The sequence below is a fragment of the Diplocloster hominis genome (genome assembly GCF_032380655.1).
GTDB lineage: Bacteria > Bacillota > Clostridia > Lachnospirales > Lachnospiraceae > Diplocloster > Diplocloster hominis.
Window position 1 is genome coordinate 1 of sequence record NZ_JAWDIY010000021.1, and the last position, 23,536, is coordinate 23,536.

The following is a 23,536-nucleotide window of genomic DNA, read 5'->3' on the forward strand; positions in this document are numbered from 1 at the left end:
TTCCTTCAGATTCCATTTCGCAATGGACACCCTTGCCTTCGGCTATATCCTTCCCACTACCGGGCGGATTCCGGACTTGCACCGGTTAGAAACGTGCGCCGCCAGGCGCACCAAAAAAAAAAGCGCCTTATCCAAACCTGACCATGTTTGGATAAGACGCTTTTCATTCACTTCCATTTATCTGTATATAAGAACAATTACCAAAAAGTCTTCATCGCTTTTCTGGTACACAGGGCGAACCAAACCAGTGCCGCGAAGAAAACAATCATCCCCAAAAAGAGCGCGCTCCCGATCTGGAGAACAAAATCATTGATCAGGCAGATTCCCCCGTACACCGTGGTAAACAGGGCGAATATCAGCGTTCTGGGCCCCATGTAGGCCAGATATCCCGGTAGATCCTTGCATTTCTTCATATCCACATCTTTGGAAACTAAAAAACCGGTTTTCACTTCCCCTTTGACCTTCATCAGGTACCACGCATACAGGCAGTAAATACCGCAGCCGAATACGATTACGTCCAATAATACAAACATACTGTCCATATCTTTTACATCCCTTCTTATTTTATTCCCAGATAGTTCTTCACGGTATTCTGCATCTGGTCTGTGTCGCAGACATCCCTGTGCAGTACCGGAGCGCTTCGGATATCCTCGATCGCCTGGGGCACGGGAACCCTGGAAATTTTCTCCAGTTCGTCTACCAGTTCAAAATCTGTCATAGCATCATATTTCGGATCAATGGCATCCATAACGCTTCTGGTGAATTTGTACGGGCTGGCCGTGGAGGCTATCACCGTTTTTTTCTCATCACCGGTGTCCGCCTTGTATTTTTTATATACTTTGGCCGCCACCGCGGTATGAGGATCGATCACGTATCCGGTATCTTCATAGATCTGACGGATAACACCGGCGGTTTCTTCCTCTGTGGCGAAATTACCGTAAAAATCTTTCAGCTGGGAACGCATCTCATCCGTAATCTCGTATTTTCCACTGGCTGAGAGTTCCTGCATCAGCGCCCGGTTCTTCTGGGCGTTTGCTCCTGCAATTTTATAAATCAGACGCTCCAGATTACTGGAGATCAGAATATCCATAGACGGGGATGAAGTAAGTACGAACTCCCTGTTTCTGTCATAATCTCCGGTCATGAAGAAATCAAACAGGACTTTGTTTTCATTGGAGGCGCAGATCAGTTTATCGATCGGCAGTCCCATCTGTTTCGCATAGTAAGCCGCCAGTATATTTCCAAAGTTACCGGTGGGAACCACCACGTTAATTTTTTCATTCTCCGCGATCTGCCCATTTGCGAAAAGTTTCGCGTAGGCATAGACATAATATACGATCTGCGGTACCAGCCGGCCAATGTTAATGGAATTCGCGGAAGAGAACTGATACCCCGCCTGTTCCATCAACGCTGCCAGGGCCTTATCGTTGAACATGGCCTTCACACCGTTCTGGGCGTCATCAAAATTGCCGTGTATCCCGACAACGTATGTATTATCCCCCTTCTGGGTCACCATCTGTTTTTCCTGAATGGGGCTGACACCGTTCTTCGGATAAAAGACGATAATCTTCGTTCCGGGAACATCCGCGAAACCTGCCAGCGCCGCTTTTCCGGTATCCCCGGATGTGGCCGTCAGAATCACGATCTCGTGGTCCACCTGATTCTTCTTTGCCGCGGTTGTCATTAAATGAGGCAAAATCGACAGCGCCATGTCTTTAAACGCGATCGTGGAACCGTGAAACAGCTCCAGATAATAGGCGCCGTCCGCTTTCGTCAGCGGAGCGATTTCCTCTGTATCGAATTTACTGTCATACGCACTGTTGATGCAGTGCTTTAACTCTTCCTCGGTATAGTCCGTCAGATATAACTTCATGACTTCGTAAGCCGTCTCCTGGTAGCTCATACGCGCCAGTGCATCTAAGCCTGTTAAAAGCTTCGGGATCTCCACCGGGACAAATAACCCGCCATCATCGGCAAGTCCCTTTAAAATAGCCTCAGACGCCGTCACAGTGATATCCGCAGTTCTCGTACTTTTGTATAGCAAATCCATACTTCCCATCCTTTTCTCTGCATCGGTTTGTTCGATTTTTGATATCATATCTTTCAGCATTATATCACACTCCACTACCTCGTACAAGTAAAAAGAACCTCAGAATCAAGCAGAATCAAAGTCTCAGAATCAAAGCCTCGGAATCAGACCCTCGGAATCAGACCCTCGGAATGAAAACGCAATCAAAACGGATTCAAAACGCGAGACAGGATAAGCAAAATTGAAAACGGACGGCCAGCTTCCCGCCGGTCGTCCGTTTATGTTACATATTTATCTAATAAAATGTATCCTTTACAGTATCCCTTTCACATGCCCTTACGGGCGGGATCACAGCTTCCGCTGCTCTAAAAGGTATAAAATTCATGTCCACCGTAAGCCTGCAGCCATTGCAGATTGTTGTCAAACCAGCTCATATTTGTGGGATCTGCAAAGGATCTCGCGGAAAAGAACAATGCACCCTGCGAATAATCCTCTCCCTCCAAAGCTCTGTCCACAGCCTCAATCGTACTTTCTGTGACCGTCACTTTTTCAAGCCTTCCATCAATCGTGGGTGAGAATTGAGCCGTTCTTCCATTCTTCTGGAACACGACTTCGGTTACCGTATCCGGGAACCTGGGATGATTCACCCTGTTGATAATGACATCTGCAACCAGGATCTTTCCTTTGATATCCGAACCTGTTGCTTCCGCCTCTACGATTTTAAGTAAGTTCTCGTAATCGTCGCCGTTAAGTGGGATGACCTTCCGGCTCTTAGCTGCCTCTTCGGCAGTCTGCGTAACTACGTCTGCTGCTGATCTGGGTACTACCTGTGCGGCCTGTGGAGCCGCCGTATTACTCCCTGATTCCTCATCTTGCGGTGTCTCTATTAAAACCTGCGCTTTTGCTTCCGTAACACTTTCTTCTTCCAGCCCATCCTCCAAAGAGGTGTCCGCCTCGGCAATTCCTGTCGTAATAGCTTTGTTTTTACCGGCTGCGGCAAAGCTGCCAGAGTGGAATGCAACCATAGCCAAAATGATGGTACCTGCGGTAATAATGGCGCAGGTGCGGTAGCATTTCTTGGGTATTCCCTTTAAGAATCCCCAGACTCTGTGAAGAAACGAGTGTAAAGTCCGCATTTTTACGCCCCCTTCTATTCAATTTCTCATTCTGAAGCTTTCCTCCTTATCTCCCTCAAAAACCAGATTTGCGTCACGACATGTTTTGAATTATAAAAAATACACGTTTTAAAGTCAATAATATTTTCCAAAATTTGGTAATTACGTCCAGAAAGTAATTTGGGCCTATCTATTTCATGTAATTCCTTATAAATATTTACATTCATTTTTTAAGATTTTTATAAAACATAACTGTAATATTCCCAGCACTATATTAAGAACTTGTTAACTATTTTTTACACATTTTTAATATTTTATTCAATTTTTCAAAAAAAGCTACTGGAAATCATAGAAAAACGGTTTTATTTGCTTTCCTTCGTATGCCTGTATTCCAGATAATCCATAAAACGGCTTACCGCCTGCGACACGGATTTCTTATCCCTCATGGCAAGTCCGATCTTACGGTACGCCGGTATCTCCAATTCTTTGGCAATAATATGGTAAGGATTCCTGTGTAAAACCAGTTCAGGCAGAATACTGATCCCAAGCCCGGATTCCACCATAGACATAATGGCATAGTCATCCCATGTGGTAAAATGCACATTGGGTTTGATGCCGCACTGTTCAAAAATTTCAGAAATTTCAGCCTTCCCGCCTTTTTCCAAAAGCATAAAGGGGTACTCACTCAACGACTGGACAGGAAAATATTCCGCTTCCGCCAGCGGGTGGTCCTGGGGTAATATAACCAGTAACCGGTCCTGTTCCAAAAAGACCGTATCCAGTTCCAACTGTAGTGGGCAGCCGCAGAAAGCCGCAATCCACACGTCCTTGTATAATCCAGTTTTCAATTTCCGTATAATCCCCCAGCAGGAGCTCGTAGTCAATATTTGGATAGCTTTTTTGAAACTCCCCTATTATATTAGGAAGCCAGTGGGTGGCCACACTGGAAAATGTTCCGATTCGTATGATTCCGGATTGGAGCCCATGCAGCTCGTCAATCTGTGTCTGAAGCCTGTGATATTCATTGCAGATGCTTTGGGCGTACGGAAGAAGCGTAAGGCCGTCTGAGGTAAGATGAACCCCAAAACGTCCCCGTTCCAGCAATAAAACGTTCCATTCCCTCTCCAGATCATTTACCATGCGGCTTATGCCGGATTGAGAATAATTCAGTATTTCAGCTGCTTTTGTGAAACTCCCGTACTCATATGTTTTCACAAAGGCCAGGTATTTTTGTATATTCATATCCATGATTTTTGTTTCCTCCCTTATCCATCTGTTTTTCTCATTATTTTCATGATAAACATGCGTTTTTGTAATTATAAAGATTATGTTACACTACCAGCAGATGAGTTTCAATAAAAAGTAACTTTTAAGAAAGAGAGGATTGGAACGAGGTACGTGCTGTACAGGATAGGAACCGATATCGATTTCAGAAAGGATGGGATGGAATAAGATGGGATTATATAAAAACAGGATTGTAGTCAAAGTAGGGACATCGACGTTAACAAATGAACTGGGGAAAAGTGATTTTCGTTCCTTCGACCGGCTGGCCTGTGTGTTATCGGATATCCAGAATATGGGCTATGAGGTGATCCTTGTTTCCTCAGGCGCCATCGCCGTGGGCACCAGCAAACTACAAATGAAAAAAAGACCTGACAGTATGCGTTTAAAGCAGGCTGCCGCCGCCGTAGGCCAGTGCAGCATATGTTTTCTGTATGACAAATTTTTTAACGATTATGACAAAACCATCGCGCAGATTTTGTTGAACGCCGAGGATATGGAACATGAGGAAAAGAAAGAAAATCTGATCAATACGTTTAATGCACTGCTGGAAATGGATATCATTCCTATCGTGAACGAAAATGATTCCGTCAGCTACACCGAGATCGAATCGGAGGACCGGCTGTTCGGCGATAATGATATGCTCTCCGCTGTCGTAGCCGTGCTGTGCAAAGCGCAGAAACTGATTATTTTATCCGACATAGACGGTTTCTACGACCGTGATCCCCGGCTGCATCCGAACGCCCGATTGATCGAAAAAATAGAGCAGATCGATGAGAGCGTACAATTGCTGGCCGGAGGTGCCGGCTCAAGACGGGGAACAGGCGGTATGAAAACCAAACTGCAGGCGGCTAAACTGGCCACATCACAGGGAATTGATACCATCATAACAAATGGAAAAAATCCGGCTGCCTTGTATGATATTATAAAAGGTGAAAAAGCAGGCACGCTTTTCACCGGAAAACGCTAAATTACATCCGTTTCCTCTTATGGTAAATGTGTTTCTTCCTATTTATATGGGAACCGGAATCGACAAAATCCCTCTTCCGGGGAAAGCCCGGAAAGAGGGATTTTGTCATTTACAGCTCGTCCACCAGATAACCCGCGATATTATTCGCATGGTCTGAGATCCGTTCCAGATTGCTGATAATATCCAGGAATACCACTCCTGATTTTGCCTGGCATTCTCCGGTTGAGAGACGTTCGATGTGCTTGCTGCGCAGCTCTTCTTCCAGATCATCGACATCTTCTTCATATTTAACAACTTTGCGGACGTACTCCATGCTCTCTTCGCTCCGGGCCTTCAGCGCACTGCCCAAACTGTCCAGCACGATTTTCATCAGGTCCTTCATCTCTGTCTGCGCGGTATCCGAGAACAGGATATCATTATCCTTCTTAAAACCAGCCAATTCGGCAATATTTTCTGCGTGGTCACCCACCCGTTCCATATCGCTGATGGTATAAAACAAATCATTGACTACCTGATGCTGGTCCTCGGTCAAAGACAGATTGCTGATCTTCACCAGATATTCCGTAATGATTTTTTCCATATTATTGATGGATGCTTCTGTCTTAAACACCTGCTGTGCCTTCTCCGTATCGTTATTCAGCGCGGAGTCAAAGGCCAGGTTTACATTTTCATAAACCACCTCACCCATGTGGATGACCTCAGCCAGCACATTTTCAACCGCAAAAGACGGTGTCTCGAAAATACGGGGGTCCAGATGACGGAGCACGGCCTCGTCTTCCCCCTCTGTTACCGCAAGGGGTTCTGTCTTTTCCTTGATGATTACCCCTGAGAGCTTGACCAGATAATTCGCAAACGGGAACAGCAGTACGGTGTTCGTCACATTGAATACCGTATGGAAGATGGATATCTGCACACTGTTAATCGTTCCCGCCGCAAAGCTCGGCCTCAGGGAAAACAGTGTGAACATAATAATGCCGAACAGCACGGCTCCAATCACATTGAACAGCAGATGGATAACGGCCGCCCGCTTGGCTGTCTTATTCGCACCGGCACTGGAGAGCAGTGCCGTAACGCAGGTACCGATGTTCTGTCCCAGCGTAATGTAAACCGCAGAATTCCAGGTAACTACACCGTTTAACGCCAGTGTCTGAAGAATACCGACGGATGCGGAGGAACTCTGAATAATCGCGGTCACCAGCGCGCCGGCCAATATACCAAATACCGGATTGCTGCCCAATGTCTTAAATATGGTGGCGAAAATCGGCGCATCCTTGTACGGTGTGATGGCGCCCGACATAAAACTCAGGCCTATGAATAAAACTCCAAAACCGACAGCGATCTCTCCGATCTCCCTTTTTTTCTCCCCTTTTGTGAATATCATCATAAAAGCCCCGATACCGATGATCAACGGAGCTATGAATTCAGGCTTAAAGAATGCTCCCCACTCACTCATGGATACGATCCAGGCCGTAACCGTGGTACCGATATTCGCGCCCATGATAACGCCGACTGCCTGCGTCAGATTCAAAATACTGGCGTTTACAAAACCAACCACCATAACCGTCGTGGCGGAACTGCTCTGGATGATGGCCGTTACCAAAGCACCCACTATTACAGCCAAAATACGGTTGTTAGTCAGGAAACCCATCAACTGTTTCATTTTGTTTCCGGCAGACTTCTGGAGACCGTCGGCCATAACATTCATACCATACAGGAACATACCTAAACCGCCGACAAACCGAAACAGCATCTCTATGTCTTCAAACGACATATTCCCTGATCCCTCCTATTTTCATAATATGCACATACATTTTAATTTTACTAAAGATGGATGTTATACGCAAGGCTAACTTTTTAAAATTACAAATTTTTGTCAAAGGATGAAAAAAATACTAGTGTAATGACGAAATTTCTCCATATACTATTCTCGTAACAAACAACACAAAAAACAGATCAACAACAAAACCAAATGGAAGATCTGTAATTCAAGGAGGAATTTATTATGTCAAATCGTTCTTCTAATCATGCAGTAGTACCGGAAGCTAAAGGAGCTTTAGACAGATTCAAATACGAAGTAGCCAGCGAACTTGGTGTTCCTTTGACTGATGGTTATAATGGTAACCTGACTTCCAAACAGAACGGTAGTGTCGGCGGTTATATGGTAAAGAAAATGATCGAGGCACAAGAAAGACAGATGGCAGGGAAATAAATCGTCGCCTGAAGTCAATCTCTGAAATGAAAATCTGACTTAGAGGGTTTGCTGTATGCGTAACGCTGCGGTAGGCCCTCTATTATCATTAAGGGCAGAGCGGGGCCTGGCATCTTTCAGCACCGGAATACCTTTACATAGAAATTTTCCCGGTACCCCGGCTTATATATTGGTTTAAGCGTCTCAGCAGGGGAGTATGTTCCGGAGCCGACAGGGTTTCATCTTCTTCGATCAGTGCAGCTGCGGCTTCGTTGGCTTGCTGGAGAACATTCACATCGGTGAAGACGTCTCCGATACGGAATTCCAGAAGGCCGCTCTGGCGGATGCCGAAGAGGTCGCCTGGGCCTCTGAGTTTCAGATCTTCGCTGGCGATATGGAAGCCGTCGTTGGACTGGTTTAATATATTTAAGCGTTTCATCGTCTGAGGCTGGTCGTTACCGCTGACGAAGATACAGTAGGACTGGTGGGCGCCCCTGCCTACCCTGCCCCGGAGCTGATGCAGCTGGGCCAGGCCGAAGCGCTCTGCATTTTCTACCATCATGACAGTGGCGTTTGGAACGTTCACCCCTACTTCTACTACGGTAGTCGAGACCAGAACCTGGATCTCACCGGAAGCAAAGCGCTCCATTATACTGTTTTTCTCAGCGGGCTTCATCTTCCCGTGGAGATATTCGATCGCAATGTCCGGGAGGCAGTCACGGAGGCGGCGGGTGTAGTCTATGACATTTTCCGCTTCGATAGATTCGCTCTCTTCTACCATGGGACAGATAATATAGGCTTGTCTGCCTGCCCTGATTTCCCGGGATATAAAATCGTAGGCTTTGGGACGGTAGCCGGTGCCCACGACACAGTTCTTGATGGGACGGCGTGTGGCCGGCAGCTCATTGATCACGGAGATATCCAGGTCTCCGTAGATGATAAGAGCAAGGGTCCGGGGAATCGGGGTAGCACTCATGACCAGCACATGAGGCTCTCTTCCCTTGTTTGAGAGTGTCTCTCTTTGCCGGACACCGAACCGGTGCTGTTCGTCAGTTACTACCAGGGCCAGATCCCGGTAATTCACTTTTTCCTGTATGAGGGCGTGGGTTCCGATGATGATGTCTGCTTCTTTGCTTTCAATCTGGCTGTAGACTTCCCTCTTTTCCTTTGCCGTCATGGAACCGGTCAGGAGAACCGGACGGTAGGACAGCTGATGGCTTGCGAAAAGACTGTTAATGGATTCATAGTGCTGGCGGGCCAATACCTCCGTGGGTACCATCAGCGCTCCCTGATAACCGTTACCGGCTGCCAGCATCAGAGCCAGAATAGCAAGGATGGTTTTACCGGAGCCTACATCTCCCTGAATCAGACGGCTCATTACTTTATGTCCTGTCATGTCGCTTTGGATCTCCTGCCAGACTTTTTGCTGAGCTCCGGTAAGAGCATATGGCAGGCCGGCGATGAGCTGATCGGTCTGGGCGATTCGTTTTATATCAAAAGCGTTGACGGATTCTACCGCCTCTTCCCTCATCCTTCGCAGGGCTAACAGAAACAGAAAGAATTCTTCAAACACCAACCGGTGTCTGGCCTGGACCAGGGCCTCCTGATCGGTTGGAAAATGGATGTTCTGAATAGAATAATTGTATTCTGCCAGATGAAATTCCTTTCGGATCTGCGCCGGCAGGAATTCGGCGTAGACGATCCCTGACTTAAGCGCCTGCTTTACTGCGCGCACGATGGCCGAATTGCTAAGGCCCGCTGTCAGGGCATACTGGGGCCGCATCGTACCCGCGATCTCCATATAAGCGGCTACGGTGAACAACTCCGGCTGATCCATGGTCAGATGGCCGTCTTTGCTGACGACACGGCCCCGCAGGATGTATCTGGAACCCTGCAGAAGCTGTCTGCTCAAAAAAGGCATATTGAACCAGGTTACCTGCAGGTCACCGCTGGGATCAGCGACCCGCACGGTTAATATCTGAAGATTTTTGACTTTTTTCTGCTGTACTCTGCCGTTTATGGCTACAGATACAGCCTGTACCTTTTCAGGGACCAGCTGGGCAACCGGAACAGGCGCCTCATAGATGTCATAGGCTCTCGGATAGTATTCCAGCAGATCTCCCACGGATATTACGTCTATTTTTCTGAATAACTGGGCTGTTTTGGGTCCAACACCTTTTAACTCCTCTACACTGCTTTCTCTTTCCATTTGAATTCTCCAGGCGGATGCTTTTTGTTATGTTTTCACATTTTCACATGTTTTTGTTCTGTTTCTCTTATAAATTATATGATATTTATATATAAAACAGGGGCGAACAGATGCTTTTGATCTCATCTTTTACGCCCCTGTACATTTATTATTCTATATCCATACAAGCCTGCACATTTATTATTCTAAATCCATACAAGCCTGCACATCTGATCTTTTGAATACCACAGCTGACATCCGATGCTTAATCCGTATATCCGAAACGGTATGACAGCCCCTGTCTCCAACAGATTAGCCCGGGATAGACAGACTATTCTACAGAAATCACATAGTAATAGATCGGCTGGCCGCCGGAATGCACTTCGATATCGTAGTCCGGATACGCATCTTCCAGCTGGGCCGCCAGAGCCTCTGCTGTCTCCTCACTGATGTCCTCGCCATAGTACACGCTGATCAGTTCCGTATCTTCATCGGTCAGCTTTGAGATCATATCAATGGTAACATCCTGAATATCTTTCCCTACAGACAGGATCTCATGATCTCCGATCCCCATTATGTCGCCTTCGCTTATCTCTTTCTCATCGATATGGGTATCACGGACAGCATAGGTTACCTGACCGGTTTTTACTTTCTTGATCTCTTCCAGCATCTGTGCTTCATTGTCCGCAGGAGATTTCTCCGGCACCATGTTGATGACCGCGGTGATTCCCTGGGGAATGGTCTTGGTAGGAACGACAATGATATCTTTGTCCTTACACAGGGCCTTGGCCTGATTGGCCGCCAAAATGATGTTTTTATTATTCGGAAGGATGAAGATATGCTCTGCGTTTACCTTATCGATAGCCTGCAGCATATCCTCGGTGCTGGGATTCATCGTCTGACCGCCTTCGATCAGATAGTCCACACCCAGCTCCCTGAATATCTCTCCAATGCCGTCTCCAATCGAAACGGATATAAATCCGATCTCTTTCTTCGGCATCTCCTGCTCTTGTTCTTCTTCTTTTTGCTGGGCCGCCACCTTTTCCGCATCTTTGATGAGTTTTTCCTGGTGCTCTTCCCGCATATTGTCTATCTTCATACTTGTGAGAGAACCGTACGTCAACGCCTTCTGGATCGCCAGACCCGGATCATTGGTATGTACGTGAACCTTCACGATACCATCATCCGACACGGCTACTATGGAATCCCCGATGGATTCCAGATAGGATTTGAATTCCCTCTCGGTCTCATGATCATAATGTTTTTCCAACAGGATGATAAATTCAGTACAGTAACCAAATTTGATGTCGGCTTCCGCCTGGGGTGTGATCTTCGTCATTCCTTTGGAGCCGGCAGATGTGTCTATGGTGTAATCGATCTCCTTGCCCAGGAAGCCGTCAAAGGCACCTTTTAACACCTCGACCAATCCCTGTCCGCCGGAATCTACCACACCGGCCTCTTTCAGGACGGGCAGCATATCCGGTGTCCTGGATAACACATAATCGGCGTGTTTGATAATTTCTTCAAAAAAGACGCTCAGATCATCCGTGGTACCAACCAATTCGGTCGCTTTATCCGCGGCGCCCTTGGCTACCGTTAGGATCGTTCCCTCCTTAGGCTTCATAACCGCCTTATACGCCGTTTCTACGGCTTTTTGCATGGCATTGGCCAGAATCATCATATCCAGCGTTTCGTAGTCCCTGATCCCCTTAGTAAATCCTCTGAACAGCTGGGACAGGATAACCCCGGAATTCCCCCGGGCTCCGCGCAGGGAACCGGAAGAGATCGCCTTCGCCACGGCACTCATATTACAGGTATCCAGATTTGAGACCTCTCTTGCGGCCGACATGATCGTCAGCGTCATATTCGTACCTGTGTCACCGTCCGGTACCGGAAAGACATTCAGTTCATTAATCCACTCTTTTTTCGCTTCCAGATTCTTTGCGCCGGCCAGAAACATCCGGGCCAGTATCTTCGCATCTATCGTATTTGTAACCACAACAAGTTCCTCCTTAAATTAATCTATCACTCGTACGCCTTCTACGAAGATATTGATTTTTTCGATTTCCAGGCCGGTGAATTCTTCTACTTTGTATTTCACCGTGCTGATCAGATTATCCGCCACCGCGGAAATGCTGACCCCGTAAGAGACAATGACATGGAAGTCCAGGGTGATTTTATTATCGTTCATTACTACATTTATGCCATGGGTCAGACTCTCTCTTTTCAACAGACGAACCAGGCCATCTTTCATATTCACAGCGGCCATACCGACAATGCCGAAGCATTCTATGGCATTGGCACCCGCATATTTGGCAATGACATCCGTATCAATGATTACTTCGCCCAATTGCGTATTCATATATCCTTTCATAGTAGTACCTCCACACTTATTTTCTGGCAGCCAGACATACTTCTCTAGCTTATCGTTCATATTATACCCTGTTTCTATAAAAAAAGAAATCCCAATCTACTTATTTTTCATACTTTTTTTATTTTTCGCTTGCCAAACACGGCTCTATCTGTTAAACTTATTAATGTTGCAAGTCGAAGTTTGACTTATTTTTCGGTGTTAGGAGGTGCAATTATGGCAAAATGCGATATCTGTGAAAAAGGCGCTCACTTCGGGCACAATGTGAGTCATTCCAATAGAAAAACGAACAAAATGTGGAAATCCAACGTGAAACGCGTGAAAGTAAACGTAAACGGAGCAGCAAGAAAAATGTATGTGTGTACTTCTTGCCTGAAGTCCGGACGAGTAGAAAGAGCTTAAGATTGTAATGAAGGGCCGCTTGATGAGCGGTCTTTTTTTATTTCATAGGAAAGTGCTGCTATGAAATAAAAACCCTCCGCGGGGACCGCACTGCGGCGGCAAGTAAGATGCCGCTTACGCGGCCTGCTGCATGCAGAGAGTTTCGCAAGCGAAACTATGATGTGCTTCTCTCTATAATAATATTTCAGCTGCAGAAGAGGTTATAGCCCAGGATCAGAAACAGGGCTACCAGGAGCAGCCCTAACAGTCTGCTGGCTAACAGGAGCATGACAAGCATACCGATTCCCATCCAGAATAAAATGAAACCGATCATTCTTCTCATATCCCACCAACTTCTCTCCTGCATTTGCTTTATTATATGCAGGAGCCATTCATTTCACCACTCACTCTCCGGATAAACATGATAAAACACCGCTGTTTCAGGGATATATTTCCTCGTGGAGGGGATATCATTGACGGCGGTGTTTTTTATTATTTTTATATTTATGGGTACGTTAATCTCTGGTTTAATCCATCTCTGTGTACGCGGAGATGTCTTCGTCGTCTAAGGGGTCAGAATCGGTCTCGTCAGCGGAATCCTTGCCGGAGGTGAATTTGTTGACAAAATCGGGTACCATATCCAGAATCTTGGTCAGGCTGTCCTGATTTTTTACGTTTACTAACTTTGTGGTTCCGTTGGAAATGACGAGAACCGCACTGGGCGCGATCTTACCACCCATTCCGCCACCGCCGTTGTTTTTCTTGTCTTCGGCGAATGCTCCGGCTGCTACGCCGAAGGTAACGTCCACCAGAGGGAGTATGATGGTATCGCCTACGTGGATCGCGTCGCCTACCACCGTTTTTGTTGTGATAAAATTGTCCATTCCTTTGAAAAGTGACTCCATTGTGCTGTTGAAACTATTGTCTGCCATTTTTTATACCTCCTTTGATCTGAATCGAGTAATGGTCATGCGGATATTTTTATCCCGGTAAAGCCTGAATACAGACAGCAGCAGGATGATCATCCGCACTCTGCCTTTCAGATAAAGCTCTCCTTCCAGAACCGCCTGCTCAAAGTCCGGAAGTATCTTTATATTATCCCGGTACAGGCTGTAAAAAATACTGATTACCCCTAACGCGATACCGGTGTCCGCCGGATCTCCCAGGCCAAAATGTACATAGCCTTTCATTTTCTGCGGCCGGATGTGCTTCAGAATCTTCCACAGTTCTCCTTTTCCGGCGGTTAGTGCTGCTTTTGTCTCTTCCTCTTTTAATACTTTTCTGTAGTATCCGATATTCTCTTTTACGTTCCTAATTTTACCACAGAATTCCATGATTGTATATTTGATCTTTTGGAACAGGGCCTTTAGGTTTGGAATGATATTTTTGACAGCCTGGATCAGGCGTTTGAACCAGTTCCTTTTCTGCCTTGCACTTTCTCCCTCTGCTTCCCTGCTTGTTATACCCTGCAGTGAACTTGACACGCCTGAGTCATCAGAAGGATAAGGCTTATCTTCCGGCTTATTTGATTCATTCGCATTACCTGAATTATCCAGTCCGTCTGGTCCATCCGTGTTACGCCATTCTTTTTCTGTTCTATAAGGGACATGTCCAATATCAGGTGTTTTAGAATCATCAAACGGCAGCTCAGGAATTTCTGTATGCTTATCCCGGGTATCGTAACTATCCGGTAATGCGTTGCTGTTCTCTTGCTTTCGGTCCTTTTTCTTTCTGGTCTTTTGCTTTCTTGGCGGCTTGTCCTCTTTTGCCTCCAGTCGAATCGGTATGCCAAAGATTCGGAGCTTAATGGATGCCTCGCCGTCTTCATAGAGAACTTTACCGCTGACCACATGCAGGAACCAATGGATATGGCCCATTGCTGTTATTTCCCCATTTTTTTCCACTCTGCCCCGGTACCTCACGGGGACCAGCAGAACCGAAAGCGCAAGCAGCAGGAGAAGTCCAACAATGCAAGCCAGCAGAATACCTATAATTTTAAGTATTACCAAAATAATATGTAGCATAACCTCACACCTGCCACTTTGTCATCTCTTTATTTTTTGTCTCCGTTGTATATAATCCCGGACTTTAAAATCCCCGGTTTCCTGGTATACCTGGAGCAATATGCGGGCGGCGGTCTCCACCGCCTCATCATATCCCCTGGCTATCCCTACGATAAAGGGCCTCTGCTTTCGGAAAGCCGGCTGCAGCATCAGGGAACTGTGAAAAATATCCAGCAGATCCACCCCGTTGGAAGCCAGCGTGATCAGATAGATATCCGTCATTCCAGCACCGTGTTTAATTTTCCAGATGATTCTGTTTTTCTTTTTTTCCGCCAGTTCCCCCACGTAGAGATCTCTGTACCAAATCATACATTATCCTTTCCGTATCTGCTGCTATTTTAAACGCTTTTCCAAAGCGTCCACAACTTCTTTTAACACCTTTACCCTGGCATAGTATTTGTCATTGCCCTCCACGATAATCCAGGGCGCGTAGGTTGTAGAGGTCCGGATCAGCATCTCGTCCACCGCTTTTTCATAGAGATCCCATTTTTCCCGGTTTCTCCAGTCCTCTTCCGTGATCTTCCACTGCTTCGCCGGATTCCCCTGTCGTTCCTTGAACCTGCGTTCCTGCTCATCCTTATCAATATGCATCCAGAATTTCAGTACAATGGCTCCGGCATTATACAGGTTCTCTTCGAACTGATTGATTTCTTTATATGCTCTCTGCCATTCTTCCGTCGTACAGAAGCCCTCGATTCTCTCAACCATCACCCGGCCGTACCAGGTTCTGTCATAGATGGCTATATGGCCGGCCTTGGGCACGGACTGCCAGAACCTCCACAGATAATGGTGGGCGTTTTCGATATCATTAGGCGCAGCTGTAGGATTCACCATATAACCGCGGGGATCCATATGGCTGGTCAGGCGCTTGATCGCTCCGCCTTTTCCGCCGGCATCCCAGCCTTCAAATGCCAGCACCACCGGAATTCTTTTTTTATAAAGAGCGCTGTGTAACAGACCGATCTTCTTCTGCAGCGCATCCAGCTTTTCCTTGTACTCCTCTTTGCTATAAGAAAGGGAAAGATCTACCTGGCTTAACATGGAGGATTTCAGGATCGCCGGCGATTTTCCATTGACCGGCGCATTTTCAGTCAGCCTGGCATCCTTGTCCGCCTTCTGATCCGCCCTTTTTTTATTCTCCAGCGCTTCTTTTAGACATTCTACCACAACAGTTATAATTTTAACAGTGGCAAATTCCCGGTCCATAGCTTCGATGATATTCCACGGCGCATAGTCAGTATCGGTTTTCTGCAGCATTTCTTCATTCATCTGCAGGTATTTTTTATAATGTTTGTTCCTCTTTAAGTCTCCCCCGGACACTCTCCAGGCCGTCTCCTTGGAATCCCTCAGCCGCTCGAACCGTTTCTTTTGCTCTTCTTTCGTAATATACAGGAAGAATTTCAGGATCGCGGTACCGCCTTCACTTAACATCTCTTCAAAATTATTAATTTCCTGGTAAGCCTTCTCCAGTTCCTCTTCCGGAGTAATGCCGTCAAACCGGTCAATCAGGACCTTCCGGTACCAGCTTCTGTCAAAAATGGCAATTCTGCCTTTCTCGGGGGTCTTTGTCCAGAATCTCCACAGAAACGGCCTTAGTTTTTCTTCCTCCGATTCCCCATTAATCGCATGTACATGGAATCCTCTGGGATCCAGGCTCTGTATCAGCTGATTGATCAACGTCCCCTTGCCGGCCGCGCCCAGGCCCTCGAACACAATCATAACCGGGATTTTTTCATTTTTACACTCCCGCTGAAGTTCGGAGAGTTCCGCGGTTAACCCCTCCATCGCTTCCTTATACTCTTTTTTTCCCATCTTTTTCGTCAAATCAATCTTCTCCAACATAGGCCCTTCTCCTTTTCTTATCTATGATTATGACCACTATATCTATTATTTTACCAAAATAAACCAAATAATCATAGAACTTCATAAATAATTAATGGATTTGCGGAGGGGGCTTTGGTGACTAAGGGCCGGGAAGAGAGGGGAAGGGCGTGCCCGGCGGCAGTTGATTGGAACACTGATGCGGGGTGCGGCTGGATACCGGGTAAAAGTATGACGCCGGGGTTCTTAAGTGGCTCGTTGGACGAGCATGTGGACTTTGCCGCCTGCAGGATATCTTTCAGATGCAGTTCAGCTGCCATATGCCCGCCCGGGGAGACACTTATGAACCCCGGCGTCGTGCTTGTAACCTTATTATTCCATGATCTCGATCAGTTCTCTCCGATAATCGGAAAAAGATTCGGCTCCTTCTTTTGTTACCTGGAAGCCGTCTTCAAAACGGACTCCCATCTTGTTCTCGTTGTCTCCCAGATAGACACAGGTACAGAAAGTCATGCCTTCCTCCAGCAGGAAATCGGAGTTGGACTCGATCCAGGGATACTCCCCTTCCATTAATCCGGTTCCATGACAGGGACCGTACAGGATGTGCTGTTCCTGGCCCAGCTCTTTGATGGCTTCGTAGTGGGCGTCACTTACCGCTTTTGCATTGACTCCCGCGCGGGCTGTGGAAAGGATCGCTTTTTGACCGGCCAGACTGGCTTCTATCAGCTGTTTCTGGGCTTCGGTGGCTTTTCCCATAACTACAGCTCTTCCAATCGTCGACGCGTATCCCTGATAGCGGGCTCCGATCTGGATGTGGACCAGATCACCGGGCTGAATGACTCTGCCGCGGCAGCGGCCGATCGCCAGATTTGAGCCTTCACCGGCTAAAACCCAGCAGGGATAGGCTTCCCCTTCTGCGCCTTCCTCGAACATGACGCTTACTGCGATGCCGCGTACCTGCTCCTCCGTCATTCCAACACGGATGCTGTCCAGCACCTTTCTCATGGCACACTGCGTAATCCGGTAGGCCTCTTTCATACAGGCTATCTCCGCCGGGGATTTGATCGCGCGCAGCTTGGATACCAGAAGGTCTGCCTTGACCAGCTCCGGTTGATCCATCTGTTTTAAAGCTTCATCCAGCGCCAGATATACCACATGGGAGATCAGGCAGCCGCCTACGATACCGATCCGTTTCGGGTTTTTCCCACCCATGGCTTCCTTCATTACCTCTGTCATCGTACACAAGACAGCGCCCGGGTATTCCGGTTCCGATGATTCCCGAAAAGCCAGCACTTTTCTGATCTTTGCGATGTGTGATACCGATCCTGCGAAAGTCTCACTCTCCGGGCCAATGATCAGAATCGCTTCCCCCTCTGCCGGAATCAATACACCCGCAACCTCAAAGCTGGGCCAATAATTGCTGTAATACCGGATATACTGAGGCTCCGCTTCATTTCCATAAGCGAATATCAGATCCAGTCCTTCCTCCGCCATAGCTGATTGTGTCTTCTTAATCCGTTCCTCAAATTCCTGATGATCAATTGTGGGTTTCATTTTTTCCTCCATTGCGCGTATGTTTACCCCCATCTTAAGCGGCTTCCATCTGTTATGGGATGTTTCGCACACTCTTATTTCACATTCGGTTTTTTGCATACGCTCCCCTTGAAAAAGAAAATCCAGTTAATAGTAAAAGATTATGTACTCGAGTATATATACATCATAATATACTCGAGTACATTTTTCAATACATATTCACAAAAAATTCTAAAATTTCTGCTGATTGTACATTTTAGAATTTTATTTTAGATTCTCCTTTTCATATACTTACATGGATTCTTTCTGAGAGTTGGGTATAGCCTGGTAATCGGAATGACCGCAACCGGCTTAATGTATAAGTATGCGGGCATTTCGGTTATCAGGCTATACCCAACTCTCAGAAAGAACCCTTACATGATCTTAGCCTCTAAAACCTTATTTTCAACCGTTTTACCCTGAATACGGTTCAGAAGCATCCGAAACGAAAGTTCCGCCATATCCGGAGGCGGTATCACATTGATAATCTTCTCCCCCATGAAGGAAGAACCATTGAACGAATAGAATCCCCCATAGCCGATATTTCGGAAATCATCTCCCATTGCTTTCATAACCCCGAATAAAATTTCATTGGTAGTAGAGACGATGGAATCAAACCTTATCCTTCCGTCCCGGCGTATTCTGCTGATCCATTCGTAAGCGTCCATTTCATTGTACCAGTCATAAAACACATTATCCTGGATAAAAACGAGTCCATGATCCTTAAGAGCCTTCTGAAACCCTTCCAAACGGCACTGAACCGTATAATCCTGCTCCGATGTTCCCACGAACAGGGGCGAAACAAAACCTTTCTCCAGAATCCGGGTCGTCAGATCATAAGAGACCTTCATATCATCCACTGTCACTGTGGGAAACTGGGCATTTTTAACGATCCGGTCAAAGGCCACTACCTTGTAGGCGCTTTCATCGATAACCGAGTCTGTATAGGACACACAGGCTATGATCACTCCGTCCACACGACGGCTTTTCAGCATCTCCAGTATCCTTTTTTCCTTATCCACCCTCTCCTCCGTCACGCAGACGATCAGACCATAATTACTTTCATAAGCCAGCCGTTCTATCTTCCTGATTATCTCAATGTAAAAGGTACTGGAAATATCGGGGATAACCAGCGCAATCATATGGGCAGTTCCTGTTTTCAGTGACTGTGCCAGATTATTCACCACATATCCCATTTCCTCCGCCTTATTGCGAACCAGTTCGATCGTTTCCTTCCGGTAGCTGTACTGGTCCAGCTTATTATTCAGAATATTAGATACCGTGCACCTGGACAGGTTCAATTCCCTGGCAATGTCCTTCATCGATACCATAAGCACCCTCCCCTGATAAAGACCTTATCTTACAAACTTATCATCCATCTTCTGCTTTCCATATTAACATAAATTTAAACGGAGTGTATAGTTCTTTCGAGTTTAATCTGCCGGAACTTTTTCACTATTTGTGGGAATATGCCTGAACAGCGGAGCAAAGCAGGCGTAAGAACCACAAAGGGCCCGGAACACTGTCCGGACCCGATTTTCGGCCTGTATCTTCTCAGCCGGGATATCCCAAAGTAGCCATGTAAGCCATATTGTCCTGGTTAATATCAAGACGGCCATACTGCACGACCACATCCACGTCACTTCTGATATTCAGCGAATACTGCCTGCCGATTCCCAGTTCCAGCTCTCCCAGCACTGTCTGATCATTCGTGCGGAATGCTCTCACCCGTCTGGCCGGTACCACAAGAGGAATTCCCAGCACCGGATCCTGGTCGGCGAAATATACGTCGATCTCCACATGCGCTTCCTCATCATTGCAATTCAAAACCATAATGCATTCGTGTCCCACATAATCATCCGCTCCGCCTTTTTCAACGGGAGGTCTGTATCCATCTACAATAAACCACGATTTATTACCGTTCATATTCATTCCCTCTCTTACGCTATATTTATTTTCTTAGTAAACTCAGACTTTCTTATAACTTCCACCACGCCATGCGTCGATCAGCACAGCTGCCAGCAGAATCGTTCCTTTAATAATCTGCTGCCAGAAGCTGGAGATACTCAGCATGGTCAGTCCATTGGAGATCGTCGTCAGCAGAAGTACGCCGACCAGGGTTCCCCAGACATTACCTTTACCGCCGTTGATAGAGGTTCCGCCAAGTACACAGGCAGATATGATAGTCATCTCATAGGTATCACCCGCGGTGGGAAGTCCGGCGCCGGACTGGGCCGCCATGAGGATTCCGGACAGACCGGCGAATACCCCGTTCAGGACATAGACGCTTAAGATGGTCCGGTCCGTATTGATTCCGGCCAGGTAACCGGCTCTCTGGTTAGATCCTGTCGCGTATAATTTTCTACCATAAGCCGTATATTTCGACAGATAGAACATGCCCAGATAAACGATGGCCATAATGATCAGGATAAATGGAACCGGACCCACATAGCCCCTGCCCAGCCAGTTGAATTTTGCATTGCTGACCACGATGGATATTCCGTTGTTGGTTAGATACGCGATACCGCGGATAATGGACATGGTCGCCATGGTCGCGATCATCGGCACGATTTTTCCTTTGGATACCAGCAGGCCGTTGATCGTGCCTACCGCCGCCCCCGCCAGCAGTGCGATCAATACCGCTACCACGATCGGGACACCCGCTTTTAATAACAGAGCGCTGATCATTCCCGTCAGTCCCATAACCGCGCCGACTGAAATATCAATACAACCGCAAATCAAAACCAGAGTGGTGGCCGCTGCGGTAATTCCCATGATCGCTGAGTAAATTCCTATATTTATAAAGTTTTTTCCCGAGAAAAAATTGGGTGACAGAATGGAAAAGATAATACACAGTCCGATATATGCGATACAGATCGTGATTTCGCTTCCCCCGCCTTTTTTGATTCGTTCTCTGATCGTTAAGCTCTTCTCCATCTTAGATTCCTCCCACTGCCAGTTTCATCAGATTTTCCTGCGTTGCTTCTTCCCTGGGTACTTCGCCCGTGACTTTTCCCTCACTCATGACCAATATCCTGTCCGCCATGGACAGAGTCTCCTGCAGTTCTGAGGAAATCATGATAATTCCGATTCCCTGCCGGCACAGATCTTCCATGAGGCTGTAGATCTCCGCCTTCGCTCCCACATCGATGCCACGGGTCGGATCGTTGAGGATCAGGATATCCGGAGCGGTCTGGAGCCATCGGGCGATAACCACCTTCTGCTGGTTCCCGCCGCTTAAGTTATCTACCCGCGTTTCCGGGGAAGGCGTCCGGATTCCCAGTTTTTCCACCCAGGTATCGGCCATATTCTTTTCCGCTTTTTTGTCTACTTTAAAATGTTTTTGGAGGCTGTTGATTACCGCTATGCTGATGTTAAACCGCACGGAATCGGACAGCATAAGCCCTTCCACCTTCCGTTCGTTAGGGACATAGGCAATCTTATTATGAATGGCGTCTTTGGGCGACCGGTTTTTTATTGAATTTCCCATGATTTCGATAGAACCATTTCTCAGGTAGAGATCACCGAACAGGCCTCTCACCACGCTGGTCCTTCCAGCTCCCATCAATCCAAATAAGCCCAGGATTTCTCCGCGGTGCAGGTTGAAACTGACATCTTTCGCTTTTCCGCAGGTCAAATGATCCACTTTCAGAATACACTCCCCGGGATCTTGTTTCACATGGGGATACATGCTGTCCAGGGTACGGCCCACCATTTCCCTTACGATAGTCTCTTCATCTGTCTTAGCAGTCACGAAATCAGACACGCTCTTTCCGTCCCGCATAACCTGAATCCGATCCGACAGGGTGAAGATTTCATCCATCCGATGGGATATATAAATGATACTGATCCCCTGTTTCGCCAGGTTCTGAACGATCTTCAGCAGCTGTTCTGTCTCTACCCGGTTTAAGGCGGACGTGGGTTCGTCCATAACCAGAACTTTCATGTTCCGGCTCATCGCTTTTGCGATCTCCACCAGCTGCTGCTGCGCTGCGGTTAAAGTACTGACTTTGGCCGTAACATCGATCTCATCGGTAATCTGGCGGATGATCTCATCTGCTTTTTTATAGGCTTCCTTCCAGTCGATGGGACTGTACTTTCCCTTTTTCTTCGGCATGGCGTTAACCAGGATATTTTCCGCCACCGATAATGTCCCGTAATTGTCTAGTTCCTGGTAGATGATGCTGATTCCCATGTCGATGGCTTCATTCGGGGTATATCCCTCGATCACTTTCCCATCGTACTCGATCACCCCTTCATCCTTGGTATAGGCACCGGACAGGATTTTCAGCAGGGTGGATTTACCTGCGCCGTTCTCCCCGACCAGGGCCAGCACTTCCCCTTTGTTCAGGGATATGGAAACCTGGTCCAAGGCCAGCACACCGGGAAAGCGTTTCGTGATGCCCTGCATTTTCAGGATGGTTTCACTCATATTTTCTGCTTCCCCCTTTATCTGTCCAGCCATCTGGCCGGATTATGTATTAACATCTGGTCGATCTGCGCTCTTGTCACTCCTACCTCGTCCAGCATGGGAATGATGTGCTGCAGGATATGGTCATAGCCCCAGCCGCCGTATTTGTGCAGAAGGGATTTCAGGCACAGATCCGTGGATAAAAGCATCTGTTTTTCATAGCCCCGGTCCATGATCTTTTTCACCAGAAGCGCCCGCTCCCAGTCATTGACGAAGCGGCCTGATCCGGGTTTTACATCCCACCGGTCTGTGAACATTTCTTTTCCCCAGTTGTCGAATTCAATATAAACTCCCATATCCAATAACTGGAATATGTAATCTTCCCGGTTCTCCACATCGCTATGACAGATAACGATGTTCTCCGGACTGATCCCATGCTCCTTCACAATATCCATGGCCGCAATTCCCTGGGTCGACCAGGGATTAATGTGGATCATCAGAGGTGCGCCGGTTCTCACCTGGGCACGGCACGCTCCGATCAGGGATTTCTCCTCAAATGGGAACAGGATATGGCTAACCCCGATCTCTCCGATAAAACCGGCACGTATTCCGCTGTGCCCGATCTCCACTTCAACTTCCCTTACAATCTGTTCTTCGATCTGCTCAATACTCATGGCAAGTGTCTCTTCCTGCTGTGCACCTTCCACATAAAAACCGGCTCCTGCAATCACATTCAGGCCGGTTTTTGCGGCTGCCCTGGCCAGAAGCTGCGGATCACGGCCCAATCCCACCGTACTGGCATCCACAATGGTCTGCCCTCCGGCACTTTTAAACGCCAGAATCTCTTCCAGCTGGGTTTCCTCATCCATCATGCGGACATTGTCCAGCACGGCAAATGGATTTCTCTTCAAAACTCCAAGGGATTCCATCGTCACCGGTTTATAAGCCAGGTTTTTCATTCCGATCTCTTCGGGCGGAACGAAAAACACACTCATGTCTATGTAGATATGTTCATGGGGCGCGCAGATCCCCAGCTCGCCTGCCTCTTTCTTTCCTAAAACGGTCATTACTGCCATGTTCTTTCCCCCGTTCTTTTATGAATCAGAGCGGGCACCCGATGCAGCCATCTTTTCTGCGACCGGGTGC

Annotated in this window: 22 protein-coding genes and 1 pseudogene; 3 read left to right on the forward strand and 20 right to left on the reverse strand. The window is 47.2% G+C overall.

The window, feature by feature from the left end:
• Positions 1-197 precede the first annotated feature (197 nt).
• The 4 genes and pseudogenes from ABC831_RS17835 to ABC831_RS17850 all read right to left on the reverse strand — a co-directional run bounded on the left by ABC831_RS17835 (position 198) and on the right by ABC831_RS17850 (position 4,392).
• Complete coding sequence (locus ABC831_RS17835; protein WP_343249447.1) at positions 198-542, reverse strand: hypothetical protein; 345 nt, start codon at positions 540-542, stop codon at positions 198-200.
• 17 nt (positions 543-559) lie between these two features.
• Positions 560-2,050 carry a threonine synthase gene (gene thrC / locus ABC831_RS17840; RefSeq protein ID WP_343249500.1) on the reverse strand — a complete coding sequence of 497 codons (1,491 nt, stop codon included), beginning with the start codon at positions 2,048-2,050 and terminating at the stop codon, positions 560-562.
• 344 nt (positions 2,051-2,394) lie between these two features.
• Positions 2,395-3,165, reverse strand: coding sequence for a cell wall hydrolase (locus ABC831_RS17845; RefSeq protein WP_343249448.1), 771 nt, complete (start codon positions 3,163-3,165; stop codon positions 2,395-2,397).
• A 341-nt stretch (positions 3,166-3,506) separates the two neighbouring features.
• A pseudogene (locus tag ABC831_RS17850) lies at positions 3,507-4,392 on the reverse strand (LysR family transcriptional regulator).
• Positions 4,393-4,597: 205 nt separating this feature from the next.
• Here ABC831_RS17850 and proB point away from each other — a divergent pair.
• Positions 4,598-5,395, forward strand: coding sequence for a glutamate 5-kinase (gene proB / locus ABC831_RS17855; RefSeq protein ID WP_343249449.1), 798 nt, complete (start codon positions 4,598-4,600; stop codon positions 5,393-5,395).
• A gap of 109 nt (positions 5,396-5,504) precedes the next feature.
• Here proB and ABC831_RS17860 read toward each other — a convergent pair whose 3' ends face one another.
• Positions 5,505-7,166 (reverse strand): Na/Pi cotransporter family protein, encoded by a 1,662-nt coding sequence (locus ABC831_RS17860; protein WP_343249450.1) that lies wholly within the window; start codon positions 7,164-7,166, stop codon positions 5,505-5,507.
• A gap of 231 nt (positions 7,167-7,397) precedes the next feature.
• On the opposite strand from ABC831_RS17860, the gene ABC831_RS17865 reads away from it, so the two are divergent.
• Positions 7,398-7,604 (forward strand): alpha/beta-type small acid-soluble spore protein, encoded by a 207-nt coding sequence (locus ABC831_RS17865; RefSeq protein WP_158352777.1) that lies wholly within the window; start codon positions 7,398-7,400, stop codon positions 7,602-7,604.
• Between the two features lie 133 nt (positions 7,605-7,737).
• On the opposite strand, the gene recG is transcribed toward ABC831_RS17865, so the two are convergent.
• The 3 genes from recG to ABC831_RS17880 form a co-directional block, all read right to left on the reverse strand.
• On the reverse strand, positions 7,738-9,792 hold the full coding sequence (gene recG, locus ABC831_RS17870; protein WP_343249451.1) for an ATP-dependent DNA helicase RecG: 2,055 nt from the start codon (positions 9,790-9,792) through the stop codon (positions 7,738-7,740).
• 310 nt (positions 9,793-10,102) lie between these two features.
• Positions 10,103-11,770 (reverse strand): DAK2 domain-containing protein, encoded by a 1,668-nt coding sequence (locus ABC831_RS17875; RefSeq protein WP_343249452.1) that lies wholly within the window; start codon positions 11,768-11,770, stop codon positions 10,103-10,105.
• A gap of 18 nt (positions 11,771-11,788) precedes the next feature.
• Positions 11,789-12,145 carry an Asp23/Gls24 family envelope stress response protein gene (locus ABC831_RS17880; RefSeq protein ID WP_158352780.1) on the reverse strand — a complete coding sequence of 119 codons (357 nt, stop codon included), beginning with the start codon at positions 12,143-12,145 and terminating at the stop codon, positions 11,789-11,791.
• A 213-nt stretch (positions 12,146-12,358) separates the two neighbouring features.
• Here ABC831_RS17880 and rpmB point away from each other — a divergent pair, with 213 nt between their 5' ends.
• Positions 12,359-12,544 carry a 50S ribosomal protein L28 gene (gene rpmB / locus ABC831_RS17885; protein ID WP_158344159.1) on the forward strand — a complete coding sequence of 62 codons (186 nt, stop codon included), beginning with the start codon at positions 12,359-12,361 and terminating at the stop codon, positions 12,542-12,544.
• 184 nt (positions 12,545-12,728) lie between these two features.
• On the opposite strand, the gene ABC831_RS17890 is transcribed toward rpmB, so the two are convergent.
• The 12 genes from ABC831_RS17890 to ABC831_RS17945 form a co-directional block, all read right to left on the reverse strand.
• Complete coding sequence (locus tag ABC831_RS17890) at positions 12,729-12,866, reverse strand: hypothetical protein (RefSeq protein ID WP_238723255.1); 138 nt, start codon at positions 12,864-12,866, stop codon at positions 12,729-12,731.
• 184 nt (positions 12,867-13,050) lie between these two features.
• Positions 13,051-13,455, reverse strand: a complete 405-nt coding sequence (locus ABC831_RS17895; protein ID WP_343249453.1) for a GerW family sporulation protein — start codon at positions 13,453-13,455, stop codon at positions 13,051-13,053.
• 3 nt (positions 13,456-13,458) lie between these two features.
• Positions 13,459-14,532 carry a DUF2953 domain-containing protein gene (locus ABC831_RS17900; protein ID WP_343249454.1) on the reverse strand — a complete coding sequence of 358 codons (1,074 nt, stop codon included), beginning with the start codon at positions 14,530-14,532 and terminating at the stop codon, positions 13,459-13,461.
• Positions 14,533-14,568: 36 nt separating this feature from the next.
• A complete protein-coding gene (locus ABC831_RS17905) occupies positions 14,569-14,895 on the reverse strand; it encodes a hypothetical protein (protein ID WP_343249455.1) in 327 nt (108 codons plus the stop codon).
• 24 nt (positions 14,896-14,919) lie between these two features.
• A complete protein-coding gene (locus ABC831_RS17910) occupies positions 14,920-16,428 on the reverse strand; it encodes a phosphate--AMP phosphotransferase (protein ID WP_343249456.1) in 1,509 nt (502 codons plus the stop codon).
• Between the two features lie 71 nt (positions 16,429-16,499).
• Positions 16,500-16,727: a hypothetical protein gene (locus ABC831_RS17915; RefSeq protein ID WP_343249457.1), complete on the reverse strand. Its 228-nt coding sequence runs from the start codon at positions 16,725-16,727 to the stop codon at positions 16,500-16,502.
• Between the two features lie 52 nt (positions 16,728-16,779).
• A complete protein-coding gene (locus ABC831_RS17920) occupies positions 16,780-17,961 on the reverse strand; it encodes a M24 family metallopeptidase (protein ID WP_343249458.1) in 1,182 nt (393 codons plus the stop codon).
• A gap of 392 nt (positions 17,962-18,353) precedes the next feature.
• On the reverse strand, positions 18,354-19,310 hold the full coding sequence (locus tag ABC831_RS17925; RefSeq protein ID WP_343249459.1) for a LacI family DNA-binding transcriptional regulator: 957 nt from the start codon (positions 19,308-19,310) through the stop codon (positions 18,354-18,356).
• Positions 19,311-19,533: 223 nt separating this feature from the next.
• Positions 19,534-19,905 (reverse strand): sensory rhodopsin transducer, encoded by a 372-nt coding sequence (locus tag ABC831_RS17930; protein WP_343249460.1) that lies wholly within the window; start codon positions 19,903-19,905, stop codon positions 19,534-19,536.
• Between the two features lie 42 nt (positions 19,906-19,947).
• On the reverse strand, positions 19,948-20,916 hold the full coding sequence (locus tag ABC831_RS17935) for an ABC transporter permease (protein ID WP_158352788.1): 969 nt from the start codon (positions 20,914-20,916) through the stop codon (positions 19,948-19,950).
• Position 20,917: 1 nt separating this feature from the next.
• A complete protein-coding gene (locus ABC831_RS17940; protein ID WP_343249461.1) occupies positions 20,918-22,411 on the reverse strand; it encodes a sugar ABC transporter ATP-binding protein in 1,494 nt (497 codons plus the stop codon).
• 17 nt (positions 22,412-22,428) lie between these two features.
• Complete coding sequence (locus ABC831_RS17945; RefSeq protein ID WP_343249462.1) at positions 22,429-23,466, reverse strand: phosphotriesterase family protein; 1,038 nt, start codon at positions 23,464-23,466, stop codon at positions 22,429-22,431.
• Positions 23,467-23,536 lie beyond the last annotated feature (70 nt).